The organism is Legionella gresilensis, assembly GCF_900639865.1.
Lineage (GTDB): Bacteria > Pseudomonadota > Gammaproteobacteria > Legionellales > Legionellaceae > Legionella_C > Legionella_C gresilensis.
In genome coordinates this window covers 72,037-91,337 of record NZ_CAAAHX010000003.1, presented here as the reverse complement: position 1 = coordinate 91,337, position 19,301 = coordinate 72,037, and the positions used below count along the sequence as shown (strand labels likewise).

Genomic DNA, 19,301 nt, shown 5'->3' with positions numbered 1-19,301 from the left:
TATTATATTTGTGATAATCGTCTATACTAACATTAGAAATTTTCAATGTGTGCAAAAAATACACGGGAAGTGATAATGGTTAAATTTTATGAATCGCAAATTTATGGGAAAAATCGTCAGGCTTCATCATTATTTCTATTACTTGCGGCCGTATCAGATGAAAATCTTCTTTATGAAATGAATGCATCTAATATTTTTTTATTGCTTCAGGGTTTCCAGGTTAGACTTGCACTAAAGAATGTTTTGTCCAGCCTCAAACCACCAACTCAACTTCTCAAAAACTCAAGTGCAGCTTCTGAAGAAGTTACAAATACTCTAGTTTTTAATAACTTAACCGCAGCTATTAATGCAGGTAATGAATTAGTTAAAAAATTAGGAGCAATGAATCCAAAATTTTTTATCTACGACGACAGGAAAAATGCTTATCCAGAAAAAGATTTTTTCCATGTTTTAGAAGTTAAAAATACTGATATAGATACACTTAAAAAAAATATTTTGGACTTTCTTCAAAAAAATTTTGAACCCTTAGCGAATCAATGTTATTTTTTATATAATCGAAATGGTGATATAATCTTTAAAAATGATGAAAGTGTAATAAAAGCTGCAATATTTGAAAGTCCAAAAAAAGCTCCCTAAGCTATCAATTCAAATTCAAGATTTATTTTTACTGTATTAAATCCTTTAGTAGTTAGTTTAATAACCATAATTTGATTTACTTTAAAGCATAGTCATTTGTTATCTTAGTAACTCATTACTAATTTTAGAATTTTTATTATTTTAAGTCATCTGGCTAACTCAAATTTTTCTATTAACAAGCATCTTTAAAATCAAGTAAGTGGCTTGATTACTAACCCAATTAAACGTTTTTTAAGCAAATATAGCTGTTTTAACTATTAATTAGTTGATCGTTAGCTATTCATTTCTATCAAAAATTATGTTAGTTATTAAAAGGACTAAAGTTTTATTAAGGAATATTTTGCTGACTCAAACTATCTTTAAATAATGAATTTTCCTATAAAGTAGTCAGACGATCTTAGCTGGAAGCAAGAATATTATAAGCTTTGCGTAACCACAAAAGATGGATCTGACCTTTTTAAAGACAGTAAGTTTTTAAAAAGTCTATTGGGAGCAAGCTATGAAGAAAGGAAAGGTACTAAGCGAGCTATTGAGTCAAAACGGTCAAGGCAGTCCTAATAGTATTTTATTAAAAAAATACTTGCTTTGTGTCTATTATGGATGGTTTAGGATAAATGGACTTTCCCCGGACAAACAATTTTCTCTAAGTGATTATTTATTTGATGATGAACGGCTTATTTTTGACTTTACCCATTTAAGTAAGCCTTCGCGTGAGGAATTTTTAAACTGGTTTTTATCAGCTCATTTACCGAATGCACAACGTACTTTTTTAGTAGGTGCAAAGACTAATGATTATCGTGGTTATACAGCAGAAGTTGGCCTTAATTGGTGGGGAAGAGTAACCAATTTATTATTTTATCGTAAAAAAGCATATAAGTGGCATTTGGGCTCATCCAAATTGGGGCAAGCGCATCAATTAAATAGTATTGAAATAACCGAAGGAGAAAATGGTTTACTTATTGGCTTTAATTTAAATGCAACTAAAGAAACTGATAATAAGTATCATCTTGATAACGATAATCAAGATAAGCCTTTACGTAATACTAAACGAGTCTTTTTGAATGATGCTCTAGTTAAGCAATTAATAAACACTGACTTAAAAGCGCATGATTATATTAACATAACATTAAATCCTCATCCTTTTTCAACTCATGTCCATTCATCAGTACAGCGAATTCAAGCTATGCTGGAATATCGTAAAGTTCAGTCCCTTATCACTACGTTACCTTGGCTCATACGCTTTTGGCGATGGCTAAAATCTCATTTTATTAATAATCCGCCGGTTGAAAAAAAGGCAACACAGCCACAACAAGAGCGGAAAAATTTTACTAAGCATCAACTTTTAACAAAAAAAGATACAGTCCAAGTTTACCGCCGGCCTGATACAGGCGAAATTTTAATTATTGAAAAACGGCCTGATTTAGATACTGGTGTTTATTGCGGTGGCGGAGTAAGATTTTTTGGCCATATTGGTGCTTATAAAGCATTTGAAGATGCAAAGATTAAATATAAAAAATTTGCTGGAAGTTCTGCTGGCGCAATTATGGCAACGCTTTGTTATTTGGGATTTTCATCAAAAGAAATTTTCGAATTCTTTAAAAATTTTCGTCAAGAACACTTCGTTTTTTATGATATTGATCGCTATGGCATCTCTGATAAACGAGCTTTAAAGGCTGCCCTTGATTTTATGATTTTAAAAAAAGTGAATGAAATTATTAAACAATATAATTTAGATCAAACTAATGAAGGTAAGGAGTTTTTAACAACTCAAGTTTTTAAAAATGGCAAAATAACTTTTGAATCCCTTAAAAATTTAAAGAAAGCATATCCTGATTGCAGTCTAGGTGAAGAATTAATTGTTACAGCGACTAATATTGAAAAACGTGAAACACGATATTTCTCAGCTAGTTTAACTCCTACGGTAGAAATTAGTGAAGCTTGCGCGATTTCTGCTAGTTTTCCAGTCATCTTTAAGCCGACTATTTTTGAGGGAGAAAAATATAATGATGGCGGCATTTTAAATAATTTACCGATGGAAGTTTTTTATGATGATTATTCTACCTTCTTAGAGTCACCTTATAATAACAGCTTAAGCCTAATTGCTTTTCAGTTTGATAGTGGTCAAGAAAGAGGTATTGTCGATAACTTTTTTACACAAGTTTATCGAGAAAATTTTATTTTAAATTGGATATATGGGCTTTTAACAGGCGTAAAAGATCCAGTAAGTGCATGGGAGCGCGAGCGTATTAAATTAAGAAATTACGGTAATCAGATAGTGTTGATTTCGTCGGCGGACATTGGCTCTACTCAATTTAACTTGGATGCCCAAGGTCAAGTGAAATTATTTAAAAGTGGCTATGAGGCAGCAAAAAATTATATTAATACACGTTATAGGCAAGATGATTTAAACGCACCAGCAGTAAATGAAGAATATTTATTTTCGACTTTTACGAGCGTTTTTGAGGCAATGTATTATGCTTGTTATCGGGGCCATAAAGATTGGTTCGAATATTTTGCAAATCTATGTTTATTAGAAGGGGCAAAAGAGTCTGATATCAATCAACTTAGAAACCGTTATTTTGTTAAACAGGATAATAATCAAGATAAAAATGAAGAAGATATTATCGCTGAAAAAATTGATACGTCCATGGAAATTAAAGACCTAAGTATAAACAGAATCCTATTTACAGCGATATATCCAATTTTCTTAAAGTTGCCATGTAATTTTATTAATAATGCTTTTGATTTAAAATTATTTAAATGGGCAAGACACTCGTTTTCTAGCCTAGAACCTTTAGAATGTCTTACCTATCTTCAGAAGTTACAGGGTGAAACTCATCTTTTAATTAACATTTTTATTCATTTACTTTCTGATTTTAAAGCAGCAATTATTGATATAGAAACATTATGTCGGAGGTTAGGCATTTTCGAATCCCTGCTAGGCACTGAAGATAAACTTTACGATCCTAGTTTCTATGGAACATGGCACTCAATGAGTAGTCAACTCCAGCATATAGTGAAAGATTTTGAAAAAATTGAATGGTCTACGTTGGTATCCTTTTGTAACTCACTTAAAACACCGGAAAAGAGTAACCCTCTACCTACTATCGTAGCAGCAAATGAACCCTTAAATGACGCAGCTACAAATAGTCCATCTTCTATTGATGAACAATCATCGAGTATGGTTAGGCAATTGATTCATTAAGGTATATACTTAACGTTAATTTGACATACAAGAGACTTCGTCTCTTTCATGTCGAGTTTATTGAATCTGGATCCCGTACCAATGATTTGCATTTTACGGGATAACGTTCGTTTAGCGACACAAAAGAGCCTGCGTCTCTTTCATGTCGAGCTCACGTTAATTATTTGGTTGTTGTAAAGCACTTATGGCAAAGAAGGATCATGTATATTATTTGCAACAAATGGGCATAGATGTTTGGGCTTCACGTCAACCTAAAAATTGTTCAAATAAATTGATTGATTTAGCAAATACCGTTGCTCATTGTACGAAATGCCCAACTTTATATCAAAGTCGTACTCAGACAGTATTTTCTCGCGGTAACCCATCTGCAAAATTGATGATCATAGGTGAAGCACCTGGTTTTAACGAAGATAAGCAAGGGCTCCCTTTTGTAGGTAGGGCGGGCGTGCTATTAAATCAAATGTTAAAAAGTATTGGTCTTACTGAGGATGATGTCTATATTGCCAATGTTATAAAATGTCGTCCTCCTGAAAATCGTGACCCTCGCCCTGAGGAAATCTCGCAATGTAGCGGTTATCTCATACAACAAATTGAACTGGTAGCACCTAAATTATTATTAGCATTAGGACGTTTTGCAGGTCAATTTTTATTAAATGAACTTCAAGCACTTAATCGCATGCGAAATACAGTCCACTCTTATAAGAATATTCCTTTTATGGTGACTTATCATCCTGCTTATTTGCTACGGAAGCCAAGCGACAAAAAGAAAGCATATATGGATTTACTTGGAGTCCAGGAGTTATTAAGCAGTAATGAAGTTTAAAGTCGGTTTTACGCTACTAGAATTATTAATTGTAATAAGTATTGTTAGCCTTTTATTATTATTTTCAATTCCTAACCACCAACAATTATATGAGCAAAATCAGTTAAAAATCGTTAGTGACAAATTAAAAAATGCTGTTCAATATGGGCAAACTATGACTTTTGTTCGCAATGTGATATTAACCCTTGCCCCATTAGATAATCAAAATTGGTCACAAGGATTGGTGCTATTTATTGATAATAAAAATCATAGGCCAGGAAAAGATAAAATTATACAAATATGGCAATGGCCTTCTCATATGATTCAAGTTAATTGGCAAGGTTTTCAATCTTCAAAATATTTAATTTTTTCGCCAAATTTAAAAAATGCCAGTTGTAACGGGCATTTTTTGCTTAAAACTCAGGGTAATTTGTCTAAAAAAATAATTGTTAATAGATTTTGCTATATACATGACGAGTAATTAAAGGTTCATTTTATAAAGGTGAACAGCTATAAATAATCTCTATTAGAATAAAATCATCTATACTCATCATTAGGATGAAGAATAGGAGCAAGGAATGTGAGAAAAATAGCTGGTTTTACTCTCACCGAATTTTTAATAGCGATGGTACTGGCAGGTATTTTTTTGGCGTTAGCTGTTCCTAGTTATTATTCAACCATCCAAAATAATAAAGTAGTATCTGTTGTAAATGAAATGTCAGCAGCCGCACATTTAGCGCGCATGGAATCAATCCGACGGGGTGTCCGAGTTGTAGTTTGTGCAGCGAATTCTTCGCTAACTGCCTGTGGTAATGCCGCACAATGGACTCAAGGTTGGCTAATTTTTATTGATGCAAATAACAATAATAGTATTGATTCTCAAGCTGATATAATTCGTATTCATGAAGCTTTACCTACGAATTTATCTATAACTGCCAATAATGCTTTGGTTAGTTTTGATAGTAGTGGGTTTCTTACAAGCGGCGCTTTTGCGATGACTGTCAATGCGCCTGGATGTCGTGGCGATAATGTACGTATAATCAATATTTCAGCGAGTGGCCGTTTAAGCCTTTCAAGAGGATTATGTAGTTAGTTTAAATTGATGCAAATAACTTTCAAGTACTTGCAACCTGCAGAAAATAATATAGTTAAAATTCAAATTAATTAAAAATACTAATATTTAGGCAAATTTAGTTATAAAAACTAACATTGGAAAGTAAAAAAGCTTATACTAGTATTCACTATATTTTACTTAAAATAACATGTCCTTTATTTTCAAAGATATAGCGTCCAAAGATATACCCCCTTCATCTCTGCTTCCATGGCTTACTTATGAGCAATCATTAACTAAGCGTTTACAAAACCTAACAGGAGAAGCTCCTAAGTTAACAGTACTTAAACAACATTGGTGTTATGTTAATTGGTGGGATAAATATGTTCTAGGTCTTAAAGAGGGTGAGTCAGTTATACATCGAGAAATTACAATTTCTGCGAAAAATAAAAAATGTTGGTACGGGCGAACAATTATTCCAGCTTCAACTTATCAATCTTATGAAGACTTTTTTGCCCGTTTAAATCATGAAAATTTAGGACAGCTTATTTTTAGTAGTAAATCAATATCTCGTTTTTATCATAAATTTTATGCTATTAAACCTGAAACAATAGAATATTATTGGGTAAAACCTCTGATTTATGATAATGACGTGCTATGGGCCAGGTTTGCTGTGTTTGCCATAAATAATCAAGCGCAATTTTACTTAATTGAAATATTATTACCAGACCTCTTAAAGGTAACTAATGAATTGGTCTAACTATTATCGATTAGCACGTTTTCATAAACCAGTAGGTACTTTTCTGCTTTGGGCACCTACTGCTTGGGCATTATGGGTTGCTAATCAAGGAAAACCGCCTGTATCTTTAATTATTTTATTTTTTTTAGGTACAGTGTTTATGCGGGCAGCGGGATGTATTATTAATGATATAGCCGATCGCCATATCGATTTGCATGTAGAGCGCACGAAAGATAGGCCACTTACATCAGGGAAGGTATCGCTTATAGAAGCGTTTCTTTTATTGTTCTTATTTCTGACTGCATCATTAATTATTTTATTAAATTTACCTTTTAATTGCTTTTATTACGCTTTATTTGCGCTTTTTATAACATTTGTATATCCATTTTGTAAGCGGTTTATTGAGGGACCACAACTCATTTTAGGTATCGCATTTTCGTTAGGGATTCCTATAGCATTTATTGCTTCTAATACACCTTTTGATAAAAGTATATTTTATCTACTGCTAATTAACTATACTTGGATAGTAGCTTATGATACCCAATATGCGATGGTTGATCGGCAAGATGATTTAAAAATTGGCGTAAAATCGACCGCTATTTTATTTGCTAATTCTGATCGTTTAATCATAGGATTATTACAGTTCTTTTTACATTTTATTTGGATTTTGTTAGCAAATTATCTTAATTTATCTAATGCTTTCTTTTTTATCTGGGCCTTAGGTGCTTGTATTTTACTTTACCAGCAGTGGTTAATATTAAATCGTAATACACAAAGGTGCTTACGTGCATTTTCTTGGAATGGTTGGTATGGCCTTTTAATGTGGTTAGGTATTGTTTTGGGGTTTAATTGCTAAGTCATTTAAGTAGCTCCATTTTAATAAAAAGCATTTATCGTCATTATTTCTTTGTCAAGTTCAGTAAAAATTCTCACACTTGTTTGTAGGTTATTAAAGGTAGCTGTAATTAGGGAGAGTAATAAAAATTAGTCGTTGTTCTTAATATTTATTTAATCTAAATCATTTATAATAGTTTAAAAATTAAGCAAATTGGTGGATTTATGCCTAAAGTAATAATTTTTGCAGATTTTGATGGTACGGTGACAGGCAGAGCGGGTGGTGGTATTAATGGTGCTGTTTTTAGTGACTTCTATAGGAAATTGTTAAATTCTGACCCTAATAAGTATGATTACAAAAATGATCCTATGAAAAGCCAAGAAGATGTACAAAAAGCATTTGAAGTTAAATTTGGTAAGTATAGTAAGGATATCAATTATAATATGCCTGATGCAGATTTATTAATGACTGCAACAGCTGTTGAATTTTTTCGGGAAATGCTTAAGTTAGATAATGTTGAAATTAATATCGTTACAAGAAATCGATGGGATTACATCGTCAACGTATTCAAATATCATGGCTTCACGGAACAAGAAATTGGTAAAATAAGAATACTGGATAGCTATACTAAAGATTATGAAGTAGCAATGTGTTTAAAGAAGGGGGGCCATAAGGTATTTATCCTTGATGATAGTGAAAATGATTTAAAAAAAATGATTGAAGGTACACAAAAAGTTGGTTATTCAGAAGAAGATGTTAGTTATGATGTTGAGTATGATAAGAATAAGGCTTATTCTGCAGAAAAGCCAATTCAAGCAATTCAACATCAGCCTGGCCAATTTACCTGGGATATTTATGAACAAGAAATTAAAAAGGTTGTTAATCTAAGCATGCAAACTGATATAATGACAGTTGAAAGCAGTTTAACGGAAAGTTATCCTAAAGAAATGCTCAGTAACTATACAGGTATTCAAAATGGCACTGATGTAGAAGATAAAAATTTCCCTAAAACTATGCTCGATAATCATACAGATATTAAAAATGGCACTGATATAGAAGAAAAAAAATACCCTAAAAGAATGTTTAGTAACCGCACTGCTATTCAAAATGGTACTGATATAGAAGAAAAAAGTGAAATAGTACTTAACTAAAGGAAGGTATTTAGCCATTTAGTAAGTTCATGCTTATCCATTGGGGTAAGCATTTTTTATAGTAAGATTTAAGCAAGCTTTAAAATAAACTGTTTAACTAGATGATTCAGTTTTTCAGCAGCTTTTGTTGCCATTAATACGACTGCTTCATGACTATGACTACAAAATGTTAAACCAGTAGCATAATTTGTAATAGTCGCAATCACAGCTACTTTCATACCACAATGATTAGCTACTAAAACCTCAGGTACTGTCGACATCCCAACAGCATCTGCTCCTAAAATTCTAAATGCCCTGATTTCAGCTGCCGTTTCATAATTAGGACCTAAAACAGATAAATAAACGCCTTGGTGTAGAGTAATGTCTTCTTGGTGAGCGGTATTTAATAAACGCTCACGCATACTTAAATCATAAGCATTATCTAAAGGAAAGAAGCGGGGGCCAAACTCATCATCATTCGGGCCAACTAACGGGTTGCCAGGTTGCATATTAATATGATCAGTAATTAGCATTAATTCACCTGGACCTACATCTTCACGTAAGGAACCGGAAGCATTCGTTGCTAAAAAATAATCGCAACCTAATAAACGCAACGTTCTTACATAGGTTCTAACTATCTCGTACTCAAATCCTTCATAACTATGCGCTCTGCCTTGTAAACATACAACGCCTACGCTGCCTAAATAACCTAATATTAAATTACTTTTATGGCCATAAACAGTTAACCTAGGAAACCCCGGCAGGTCATCATAGCTAATTGTCACGGCATTTTCTAATTGTTCAGCAAAGCTTCCTAAGCCTGAACCTAAAACCACGCCAATTGTAGGTTTAAAAGTAGGACAGCGTTCTTTAATAGTTTTAGCAGCTTGGTGAGCAGGAGTTTGTTTTACCGAAGTCATAGAAAGTCCAAATTATGTGTAGCTATTAAGGTTAGCAAGAGCTCTAATTTTATATGAAAGTAGGAATTGTACCAAATAGAGATTGAATAAAGTTAATAATTTTACTTAAAAAGAATGTTATAGATTATTACTTAATGGCGGCAACTTAAGAACAACCCTATCCTTCCCGCGTGACATTGTTGTGTGGATAAGTTTTAGAGTTAATTATAATCAGGGGTAATCCTATGTCATCCCCGCGTAGGCGGGGATCTATTCATCAAATTAGTACTGAAGTTAATTTGTAGATGGATTCCTCCTTGCGCGGGAAAGGCATTCATTAACCGAGCAACAATGCCTTCGAAGAAATGACAAAAACCTTAAGTTGTCGCCATTGCCTACATCTATTACACAACTAATAGTTAATTTAAAAATAAAGTCAAAGTTGACAAATGGCTAAATCCAATTGAGCATTTGTGTCTTTTACCTCACGCATAGTAGCTGCTTCGCAAAGCCTGACGCTTAAACCATGATAGCCAAGCTGCATTTGAGGCACTATGCCAATTGATTTATTCATACGCAGTAAAATTAAATGACAAGACGTTTTGGCTGGTAATGGACATTGATAAAAGCCGTTATTAGTTTGAATTTGTTTGAATTGAGCCGTATCGCGTAATAACTGTAAATATAAATTTACAACGGAATAAAGAGTATGCAAATAAGATTGCCATAATAAAAGATCACGTTGTCTAAGAGCCGAATTTGATTCTAACCATAATAATAATTGTGGTGAAAAAACTTCCGCGTCAACATGAGGTTGAGCAATTCTTATAGAGTGTAAAAAGGGATCAATATGGATCTTCTCACCAAAGCGTCCTGCTACATGATTTAAAGTATAAATTTGTGCGTGTAATCGTTTATTCAAATCATGAGAGGGTGCTAAATTTGATTTATTGAGGAGATGTTCTATGCGCATTAACTCCTTTAAAAAACGGCTCTTAAGCTCAGGTTTTTCTATAAGTTGAATAATTTCAATGATATTTTTTAATGCATAATGGTGAATAACAGGGTGGGTTTCTTCACAAGCTTGATTAATTGTTTGATAAAGAGTTTCCAGGCGTAGAGCAATTTTTGGTAAATAATGAGTAGCTAATTGAAAAATTATAATATCAGATGACATAAGATGTTATTCTTTTAAGCACTATTATTAAATAATAATTACAAGTGAGATATTAAGTTTTATGATGACTTTTCATGTGCCAATTGTAAATACTTTCTATGCAATTTTCTAATATTTGCCTCTAAACGCTCGATGCTGGAATCATTAAGCAGGATATCATCTGCAAGTTGCAGCCTTAAGGATTCATGAGGCTGTGTTGCAAGCATGGCAAAAACTTGCTCTTTTGAGCATGAATCGCGATTAACAACGCGCGAAACTTGCATTGTGGGAGAGGCGAAAATAACTAAAATTCGATCTAAATAAGGATAGTCTTTGCGATTCGTTAATAAAGGAATTTCAATAACACAGTATGGACCTTGGCTATTTTTAACTTTGTCTTCAATAGCTTGGCGAATTAAAGGATGTAATAAATTCTCAAGCCACAATCGTTCTTCTTTATTGTTAAAGATAATTTCTCTTAAATGAGATCTATTAAGTTGACCTTCAGGCGTAATAACATTTAAACCAAAATGTTCTTTAATTTTTAACAAAGCAGGTTGTCCAGGTGTTGTAATTTGACGAGCTATTTGGTCGGCAATGATAACTGTTGCGCCTAATGATTTAAAAAAGGAAATTGCTGTCGATTTGCCGCTACCGATATTACCTGTTAAGCCTATACAAAACATTATCTTATTTCCGTAAATTAACGTTTTTACAAGTTAATAGATTGACATAACAAGTATCAGGAAAGCCACTACGTTGTTGACAATATTCTCTTGCGGCAATTGCGGCATCATCTCGATTTGAATAGGAATTACTTCGCCAGACTTGCGCCATTTGATCTAGGGCTGTACATTGCCAGGCAGGCGTTGTTGAAACGCCATTTACATACAACTCACAATTGCTTTTTGAAATTTTACATGTTTCAGGATATTGGCTCTCATTTTTACATACATCCATAGCCTTATTGATAGCGGCTCTTTGATAACTGCTAATAGCCAGCCATTGACGATTTGCGCCATCTTCGGCAGTACAGTGCCATTGTGCCAAAGAAATCTGTGAATAAATAGAAAGGCCAACCATAAAATAAAAATTTTTTTTACTCATGCTGTTTCCCTGTATTAATTAACTTAAATTGGACATAAAACATATTTTATGTCCAATTTAGTTATATTTAATTTGGATCCCGTACAAATGCTTCGCATTTTATGGGATAACGTTCGTTTAGCGATATAAAAGAGCCTTCATCTCTTTTATATCGAACTTTCGTTAATTAGCAACTCTTGTAATTGCTTAATATTTATTGCCTTAGCTATAAACCATCCTTGTAAAAATTCAACCTTTTTTAAAGTTAGATAATTAAATTGCTGTTCAGTCTCCACGCCTTCAGCAATAATTTTTAATTTTAAAGTATTAGCCAGATTAATAATGGCATCGTTTAAAGTTTCAGTGATAGCCCCCGTTCCAATTGATTGAATAAAAATTTTATCTATTTTTAAATAATTAAATGGAAAATGCTGGAGATAATTAATACTTGCATGTCCTGTGCCAAAATCGTCAACTGCGAGTGAATAACCTTTACTTCGTAATTCTTTCATTTGATTAATGGCTTTTATTTCATGCTCATTAAATAGCTCACGCTCTGTAAGTTCTAACATGATTTGTTGAGGGGGAATATTGTAGTAGTTGCGCAGGATTTCAAAATCATTAAAAAATGTTTCACTTTTAAAATGTGCAGGACATAAATTAAAACCTAAATGAAAATGTGGATTTTTTGCTAAGAGAGTCGCGCATTCAGTAAAGGATTTTTCAATTAATTGCAGCGTAATAGGCACTATAAGGCCAGAAAATTCTGCTTCTTTAATAAAATGATCTGGCATAATAAGTTCATTATTATTCAGCCAACGAATTAAAACTTCAGCGCCGCAATATTGCTTGTTTTTGGTGCAAAATATTGGTTGATATGATGGATAAAACTCTTGCTGTCTTAAGGCATCATTTAAGGCAGTAATGATGGAAAAATGCTTTGTCATCGTTTGTTGAAAGTAACGATGTAATATCCAAGATAGAAATAAAATTGGCAAGGTTGTTAATAACAATCGAATTAATAATTTGTTTTTAAAATTAGCTTCACTAGTATTAATAATTAAATTAATATTTTTTACAGAATCAAGGGGTATGCTTAATAACTCATTCTTTTTCTTATTATCTAAATTATTAAATGATTGATTGTCTTTAGCATCAATGAGCGTACTGCTGCCTAAGATCACTTGATTTTCACGGGTATCATATAAATAAACTGATTTAAAATTTGCATCATCAATATGAATAATAAGTTCGAGTGAGGATTTTAATAAATAAATACCTATATAAAAATTCTTATAAGGTTGCTGTAATAAAAAAAAATCTTTATTAACTTGCTGAGTTTTCATTGGGCCTAATAAGACGGGCTGTTGGATATAGGGATTAGGGAGAGATGCCTTTGGATCAAAGGTTGTACAAAAAGATTTAGATTTACTATTATAAACAACTATTCCATCGATAAGCGGGTTATTGAAAACAATACTTTGTAGCTGTGGCATAAGAAAAGTTTGGCACTCCTGTGCTTGGGATTCATCAAGAGGTAGTAAATCAATAGATTTAAAAATTGAATCAAGAAAATTATCTATTTTATAGCTTAGGTTGCTTGCTTGAAGTTGCAGACGGCTGTTTTGTTCATATTCTAGGTGTTCCCACTGATAAAAACCAATAAATAAAACTAAAAGCAAGGTTAGAATAGCCCAAGCTAATTTAAATTTTTGCTGTAAACTGTCCTTAGGTGTTGGATTAAGCATACCTTAGATCGTATTATAAATCTTATAAATAGAGTTTAGAGTGATCTCTGCTAAATGCATAATCGTTTTTTCATCTGTATTTAGAGGAGGAAGCCAGTAGAGTGTTTTTCCAAGGGGCCTTAAGAAAGCACCGTGTTTTAATGCCTGCTGATAAAATTTAAACCCCACGCGCTCATTTGGTTGGTCTTCTAGATCGCCAGCAACCATAGCCCCAATCGACCTTATGTCACTTAATTTTCCTGTTTTATCGCTAATTTCTTGAAATAGTTTAAGCATTTTCTGCCCTAACAAAGTTGCTTTTTGATTAAGGCCTTCCTCCTCGATCGTTTTAATGGTTGCTAGGGCAGCACTTACAGCTAACGCATTACCACTATGCGTATGTGAGTGCAAAAATGATTTTCCCGATTCATAATCAGCATAAAATAATTCATAAATAGCATGGTCAATTGACACACAGCTTAGCGGAATACTGCCTGAGGTTAAGCCCTTCGAAAGACATATTAAATCAGGTTTCATTCCAGTATATTCACTTGCTAACCAATTACCTGTACGACCTATGCCTGTCATAATTTCATCAGCAATAACATAAATACCTTGGCTTTGTGCCCAGCTCATAAGTCTTTTTAAAAAATCTGCACTATAGCACTGCATACCGCCAGCCCCTTGTAAAATAGGCTCGACAATTATTGCGCAGGTTTCATATTTAATTTGTTCTAAATAAGTAAGAGCCGATTGCCATTGACTGGATGCATTATGCCAAAGTGGATCTTCCACACCACTAACATAGGGAATTTCTTTAAGGAAATAACAAGACAAGCCAAGGTTATTATAAGGCTCTTTATAGATTCCTAAATCGCTTACACTTAAAGCGCCTATTGTTTCACCATGATAACTATTTTTTAAAGAGATAAAACCTTGACGTTGTGGCTTACCAAGGATTTTTTGAGCGTGTAATGCTAACTTAAGTGCAATTTCTACAGCACAAGAGCCATCACTGGCAAAGAATAAATGTTGATTGCCCGTAATCGCTGCCAATTTCTCTCCAAACTCAGCTAGGGCTTCATGCGTGGTATTCGCGGCAATAACATGTTCAAAAGTACCAAGTTGTTTTTGAATAGCATTAATTACCGCAGGGTGACCATGCCCTAGTGATTTACACCACCAACTAGAAATACCATCAATCAGCCTGCCTTGATTTGTTTCTAAATAACTGCCTTGTGCACTATAAACTACAACAGGGGCACTTTGTTCAAAATCTTTCATCTGCATGCAGGGATGCCAAATATGATTTAAATCGTTATTAATTATTTTTGTTGTGTTAACCATAATTTAATTTTAAGTTGACAATAAAAAACGACAATTTATCATGTTACAAAAAAATAACAAAAAAAAATTTGTGAATAAAAGAATGATGAAATGGACAAAGGAAGAAATTGAAAAAATATATACTCAACCTTTTAACGATTTAATTTATGCAGCACATATGTGTCATCGCGAGCATCATAAACCTAATCAGCTACAGCTTGCTGCTTTATTAAATATTAAAACAGGGGCTTGTCCAGAAGATTGTGGGTATTGTTCTCAAAGTGGACATTATAAAACACCTATTCAAAAAGAAAAATTACTTTCTCTTGATGAAATTATTGCAAAAGCAATACAAGCAAAGGCTGCAGGTGCGACACGATTTTGTATGGGTGCAGCTTGGCGAAGCCCACCAGCAAAAGCAATGCCTACGTTAGTAGAGGCAATTAAACAAGTAAAAGAACTTGGCCTTGAAACCTGTATGACTTTAGGTATGCTCAGTACAGAGCAATCAATCGCCTTAAAAGAAGCGGGCTTAGATTTTTATAATCATAACATTGATACTTCACCATCCTATTATAACAAGATTGTAACAACGCGAACCTTTAACGATAGACTGCAAACTCTTGAAGAAGTACGTAAGTCAGGTATGAAAGTATGTTGTGGTGGTATATTAGGTTTAGGTGAAACAAGGGATGATAGAATTGAGTTCTTAATGACGCTCGTTAATTTACCTTCACCTCCAGAAAGCGTACCGATTAATAGTTTAATTCCTGTAGAGGGAACGCCTTTAGCTAAAACAAAGCCTATAGATAGCATTGAACTGATTCGCACGATTGCCACGGCACGTCTTCTTATGCCTAAAAGTATGATAAGGCTTAGTGCTGGGCGGGCCAAAATGAGTGATGAACAGCAAGCTCTCTGTTATTTTGTCGGTGCAAACTCAGTTTGGGCAGGTGAAAAATTATTAACTCAAGAAAACCCCGAAGTTGATAAAGACCAACAACTATTTAATAAATTGGGGTTACAAGCACAGCTAGCATGATTAATCAATTGTTAAAGCAACATAAACTTTCTTTGCAACAGCAAGGTTTATACAGGAAGCGATTAGTCTTAGATACCTCAAAAAAAGATATACTTAATTTTAGCTCTAACGATTATTTATCATTAAGAGATAATAGATATATTAAACAAGCCTATAAAAAAGGAATTAACTTATATCCTGTTGGTAGTGGAGCTGCAATGTCTGTTTGCGGTTACCACAATATTCATCGGGAGCTTGAAAATACATTTGCCCACTATTTAAAAGCGGATAGTGGCTTGTTATTTAGCTCTGGGTATGCTGCTAATTTAGGTATTGTTCGGTTACTTGCCCAAATAAAATGCCAGTTATTAATTGATAAAGCAGTTCATGCATCCGTTTATGACGGTATTAAATTAACAGCGATAAATCATAAGCGGGTTTTACATAATAATTATGATGATTTAAAGGGAAAAATACATAATACAATTGCTAGTTCTGTCTTTATGACAGAAGGTATATTTAGTATGAGTGGTCAGCAAGCAAATTTAAAAACTATTGCCAACATTTGCGCAACAAAGAAAGTACCAGTCATCGTTGATGAAGCGCATTCATTTGGTGTAATAGGCCAATGTGGCCTAGGTGCTGTAACTTATTACCAATTGAATCAACACCAAGTTCCTTTACGCTTAATTACTTTTAGTAAGTCTTTGGGTGGGCAGGGCGCTATTGTAGTTGGGCAAGGCGAATGGATAGAAACGTTGTTTCAGTATGCACGCTCTAATATTTATTCAACAGCAATAAGTCCTGCCTTAAGTTATGGCGTACTAGAAAGTTTACCTATCTTGATGTCCCTTGATTATGAACGTAAAAAATTAACGGAGTTGATTGCTTATTTTAATCAATGTGTAAAGGATTCTCCTCTACAGTGGCGCCAATCAGACACACCTATTCAGCAATTACAATTAGGTTGCCCGCGTCGAGCACTCTATTATTCTTTACAATTAAAAAAGCAAGGCATAATTTGTCAAGCAATACGTCAGCCTACTGTTTGTCGACTTACAACAGGACTGCGAATAGTTTTAAATTCGCACCACGAAAAAAGTGATATAGATAAATTATTTAACAGGTTGTATCAAATTGAGCATCTTAAACATTAATAAAATTGGTCAAGGTAGCCAGGCGTTGGTTTTATTGCATGGCTGGGGTTTTGATCAAAGAATTTGGCATTCACTGTTACCAAAACTCAGTAAAAATTTTACTTGTTATCTAGTTGATTTACCTGGTTTTGGAGAAAGTAATTTGATGCATTGGGAAGAATTTAAATCAAAGCTTTTAAATTATCTACCAGAACGATTTGCCATTTTAGGTTGGTCTTTAGGTGGCCTCTTTGCTACCAAGCTTGCTATAGAAGTACCCCTCCGCCTGACTCATTTAGTTAACGTTACATCCTCACCTTTTTTTATTAAAGAGATAAAATGGCCTGGAATAGAACGGCTAACGTTAGAGCGTTTCTTTATTAATTTAAGTCGTGATCCGAAAAGAACTACAATGGAATTTATTACTTTACAATTAAGAAATTTTCCGCTGAAAAACCTTAAATTTGATTTAAGTGAATTTTCTTCGTCACAGGAAGCGCTTACAAATGGTTTATTTATACTTGCCAATTGGGATTTACGAGCCGATTTAACTCAATTAAGAATCAAAACTTGTTATATGTTTGGTCGTTTGGATGCTATTGTTCCGCGCCAATTAGCATTACAAATGCAGGAATTACATCCCTATTTTAATTATATTTTATTTCATAAAGCAGCACACATGCCTTTTATTACCCACCCAGAAGATTTTATTTTTGAGCTAGAGAATTTCTTATTATGAAACGCATTTTTATTACAGGTACCGACACTGATTGTGGTAAAACGTATGTAGTATGTAAATTATTAAATTTTTACAATCAAAAGTTTAAAGCACAAGCTTTAAAACCTGTAGCCAGTGGTTGTGAAAGAATAAATGGACATTTAATAAGTCAGGACGTAATGAGGTTGCAAGCCTATAATAATGAGCCTTCGCTTTGCATCAATCGCTGGCTTTATGAGCCACCCATTTCTCCCCATCTCGCAGCACTTTTTGCTAATAATGAGTTTGATATTAACGAAATTGACCAGTTTAGTCAGCAAGAAGAATTTAACAATTTTGATTATTTGCTCATTGAAGGAGCGGGGGGGTTACTAGTTCCAATTAATAATTATGAAACTTGGCTCGATTTTTTAAAATTAACCGCCATACCAGTTATTTTGGTTGTCGGTATGCGTTTAGGTTGTCTCAATCATGCTCTATTAACGGATGCAGTACTTAAAGCTAATCAAATTTTTTGCCTTGGTTGGATTGCAAATTGTCTAGATAAAGAAATGCTTTTTCTTGAAGAAAATATTAATACATTAAAATCTAAAATGCATATGCCCTTCATTGGGCGTGTTCCATATAATTTACCAAACGATAAAGAAATAAAATTCGCAGACCATATTTTGTTTAATTAATCGCTAATCTTATAAGTCGTAAATAGTTTTTAAAACGAGAGTTTATAAGAGTTATGCATTGTTTATATTCGGTGAGTTAGTTATAATTTAGTATAATTTTTTGCTGTTTTTTACTAAAAATCGCTGGTTTTGCTAATTTCACTGAAATTTTTAGTTAAGCGTATTCTATAAAAGGTAGATTGCGTTGTAATTTTACATTTTTCTATTATTAAACGGTTTTCATGGGGAGTCTTGGATGCCAATTTATGAGTATGAGTGTTCAAATTGCCATCACAAATTCGATTTGATACAAAAAATACACGATGCACCTGCAACTCAATGCCCGCAGTGTTTTCAGGATACAGCCGTTCGACTTGTTTCAGCTGCTGGTTTTCAATTAAAGGGAAATGGTTGGTACGTCACAGATTTTAAAAATAAAGGTACGCAACCGGCTCAGGCTAATAAAGATAAAAGTACAACTGGTGATAAAAAACCTGAAGTAAAAACAGATTCAACTTCAAAAGGTGAAAAAGATTGAAATCTAAATCATTTCGCAGCTTTCTATTTGCCGGGTTAATAATTTGGCTGCCTATTCTAGTTACCTTTGTTGTTTTAAGATTTATTATTGATATCTTAGATTCGACAATTGCGCTTCTACCTAGTGCTTATCAACCAGAGCAACTGATTGGCATGCGTGTACCAGGTTTGGGCGTTGTGCTTTCGCTATTGTTGTTAATTATAACGGGTATTGTTGCAACTAATATTCTTGGCCAACGAATAATGGGTTGGGGAGAAGCTTTACTTGCGCGTATTCCTTTGGTGCGCACGATTTATAATACATCAAAGCAAATTATTCAGGCTGTTTTTGCAACGAACAGCCAAGCTTTTCGAAAAGTTATGTTAGTTCAATATCCTCGCAAGGGAATATGGTCTTTAGCTTTTCAAACGGGTATGGCTAATGCTGAGATTATTTCTCATACGGGTGATGAAATGGTAAGTTTATTTATACCTACAACACCTAATCCTACTTCAGGTTTTCTAATTTTAGTGCCAAAACGCGACGTTATTGAGTTAGCAATGACAATTGATGAGGCATTAACATTTATTATTTCTTTAGGTGTTATGCCATCGCCAGATAGTAAAGCACCCGTTACTTATACTTATTAAAATAGGTG

The 19,301-nt window shown here is 33.6% G+C and carries 20 protein-coding genes; 14 read left to right on the top strand and 6 right to left on the bottom strand.

Annotation, left to right across the window (positions count from 1 at the left end):
- Nucleotides 1–75: 75 nt before the first annotated feature.
- The 8 genes from E1P04_RS04050 to E1P04_RS04015 all read left to right on the top strand — a co-directional run bounded on the left by E1P04_RS04050 (nt 76) and on the right by E1P04_RS04015 (nt 8,419).
- On the top strand, nt 76–636 hold the full coding sequence (locus E1P04_RS04050) for a hypothetical protein (protein WP_131781651.1): 561 nt from the start codon (nt 76–78) through the stop codon (nt 634–636).
- 499 nt (nt 637–1,135) lie between these two features.
- Entirely contained in the window at nt 1,136–3,841 is a 2,706-nt protein-coding gene (gene vpdC / locus E1P04_RS04045) for a Dot/Icm T4SS effector VpdC (RefSeq protein WP_131781650.1), read from the top strand.
- A 184-nt stretch (nt 3,842–4,025) separates the two neighbouring features.
- Nucleotides 4,026–4,664 carry a uracil-DNA glycosylase gene (locus E1P04_RS04040; RefSeq protein ID WP_131781649.1) on the top strand — a complete coding sequence of 213 codons (639 nt, stop codon included), beginning with the start codon at nt 4,026–4,028 and terminating at the stop codon, nt 4,662–4,664.
- Nucleotides 4,654–5,124, top strand: coding sequence for a pilus assembly FimT family protein (locus tag E1P04_RS04035; protein ID WP_131781648.1), 471 nt, complete (start codon nt 4,654–4,656; stop codon nt 5,122–5,124). The genes E1P04_RS04040 and E1P04_RS04035 overlap by 11 nt, the downstream gene beginning before the upstream one ends.
- Before the next feature lie 99 nt (nt 5,125–5,223).
- Nucleotides 5,224–5,736, top strand: a complete 513-nt coding sequence (locus E1P04_RS04030) for a GspH/FimT family pseudopilin (RefSeq protein ID WP_131781647.1) — start codon at nt 5,224–5,226, stop codon at nt 5,734–5,736.
- Nucleotides 5,737–5,905: 169 nt separating this feature from the next.
- A complete protein-coding gene (locus tag E1P04_RS04025) occupies nt 5,906–6,454 on the top strand; it encodes a chorismate--pyruvate lyase family protein (protein WP_131781646.1) in 549 nt (182 codons plus the stop codon).
- On the top strand, nt 6,441–7,289 hold the full coding sequence (locus E1P04_RS04020) for a 4-hydroxybenzoate octaprenyltransferase (protein ID WP_131781645.1): 849 nt from the start codon (nt 6,441–6,443) through the stop codon (nt 7,287–7,289). Before E1P04_RS04025 ends, E1P04_RS04020 begins: the two co-directional genes overlap by 14 nt.
- Before the next feature lie 203 nt (nt 7,290–7,492).
- On the top strand, nt 7,493–8,419 hold the full coding sequence (locus tag E1P04_RS04015) for a hypothetical protein (protein ID WP_131781644.1): 927 nt from the start codon (nt 7,493–7,495) through the stop codon (nt 8,417–8,419).
- Between the two features lie 68 nt (nt 8,420–8,487).
- Here E1P04_RS04015 and E1P04_RS04010 read toward each other — a convergent pair whose 3' ends face one another.
- The 6 genes from E1P04_RS04010 to bioA all read right to left on the bottom strand — a co-directional run bounded on the left by E1P04_RS04010 (nt 8,488) and on the right by bioA (nt 14,613).
- The gene (locus E1P04_RS04010; RefSeq protein ID WP_131781643.1) at nt 8,488–9,318 is read right to left on the bottom strand and encodes a purine-nucleoside phosphorylase; all 831 of its coding nucleotides are present in this window, start codon (nt 9,316–9,318) and stop codon (nt 8,488–8,490) included.
- Between the two features lie 415 nt (nt 9,319–9,733).
- Nucleotides 9,734–10,474 carry a cell division protein ZapD gene (gene zapD, locus E1P04_RS04005; RefSeq protein ID WP_131781642.1) on the bottom strand — a complete coding sequence of 247 codons (741 nt, stop codon included), beginning with the start codon at nt 10,472–10,474 and terminating at the stop codon, nt 9,734–9,736.
- A gap of 59 nt (nt 10,475–10,533) precedes the next feature.
- Nucleotides 10,534–11,139 carry a dephospho-CoA kinase gene (gene coaE, locus E1P04_RS04000; protein WP_345788916.1) on the bottom strand — a complete coding sequence of 202 codons (606 nt, stop codon included), beginning with the start codon at nt 11,137–11,139 and terminating at the stop codon, nt 10,534–10,536.
- A gap of 4 nt (nt 11,140–11,143) precedes the next feature.
- Nucleotides 11,144–11,560 (bottom strand): hypothetical protein, encoded by a 417-nt coding sequence (locus tag E1P04_RS03995; protein ID WP_131781640.1) that lies wholly within the window; start codon nt 11,558–11,560, stop codon nt 11,144–11,146.
- 146 nt (nt 11,561–11,706) lie between these two features.
- Nucleotides 11,707–13,287 carry an EAL domain-containing protein gene (locus E1P04_RS03990; RefSeq protein WP_131781639.1) on the bottom strand — a complete coding sequence of 527 codons (1,581 nt, stop codon included), beginning with the start codon at nt 13,285–13,287 and terminating at the stop codon, nt 11,707–11,709.
- 3 nt (nt 13,288–13,290) lie between these two features.
- Nucleotides 13,291–14,613, bottom strand: coding sequence for an adenosylmethionine--8-amino-7-oxononanoate transaminase (gene bioA, locus E1P04_RS03985; protein ID WP_131781638.1), 1,323 nt, complete (start codon nt 14,611–14,613; stop codon nt 13,291–13,293).
- A 70-nt stretch (nt 14,614–14,683) separates the two neighbouring features.
- Here bioA and bioB point away from each other — a divergent pair, with 70 nt between their 5' ends.
- The 6 genes from bioB to E1P04_RS03955 all read left to right on the top strand — a co-directional run bounded on the left by bioB (nt 14,684) and on the right by E1P04_RS03955 (nt 19,293).
- Entirely contained in the window at nt 14,684–15,634 is a 951-nt protein-coding gene (bioB, locus tag E1P04_RS03980; protein WP_207385983.1) for a biotin synthase BioB, read from the top strand.
- Nucleotides 15,631–16,770, top strand: a complete 1,140-nt coding sequence (locus E1P04_RS03975; protein WP_131781636.1) for an aminotransferase class I/II-fold pyridoxal phosphate-dependent enzyme — start codon at nt 15,631–15,633, stop codon at nt 16,768–16,770. Before bioB ends, E1P04_RS03975 begins: the two co-directional genes overlap by 4 nt.
- Nucleotides 16,751–17,488 (top strand): alpha/beta fold hydrolase, encoded by a 738-nt coding sequence (locus E1P04_RS03970; RefSeq protein ID WP_131781635.1) that lies wholly within the window; start codon nt 16,751–16,753, stop codon nt 17,486–17,488. The genes E1P04_RS03975 and E1P04_RS03970 overlap by 20 nt, the downstream gene beginning before the upstream one ends.
- On the top strand, nt 17,485–18,147 hold the full coding sequence (bioD, locus tag E1P04_RS03965) for a dethiobiotin synthase (RefSeq protein WP_131781634.1): 663 nt from the start codon (nt 17,485–17,487) through the stop codon (nt 18,145–18,147). Before E1P04_RS03970 ends, bioD begins: the two co-directional genes overlap by 4 nt.
- A gap of 235 nt (nt 18,148–18,382) precedes the next feature.
- Nucleotides 18,383–18,664: an FmdB family zinc ribbon protein gene (locus E1P04_RS03960; protein WP_131781633.1), complete on the top strand. Its 282-nt coding sequence runs from the start codon at nt 18,383–18,385 to the stop codon at nt 18,662–18,664.
- The gene (locus tag E1P04_RS03955; RefSeq protein ID WP_131781632.1) at nt 18,661–19,293 is read left to right on the top strand and encodes a DUF502 domain-containing protein; all 633 of its coding nucleotides are present in this window, start codon (nt 18,661–18,663) and stop codon (nt 19,291–19,293) included. The genes E1P04_RS03960 and E1P04_RS03955 overlap by 4 nt, the downstream gene beginning before the upstream one ends.
- The last annotated feature ends 8 nt before the right edge of the window (nt 19,294–19,301 follow it).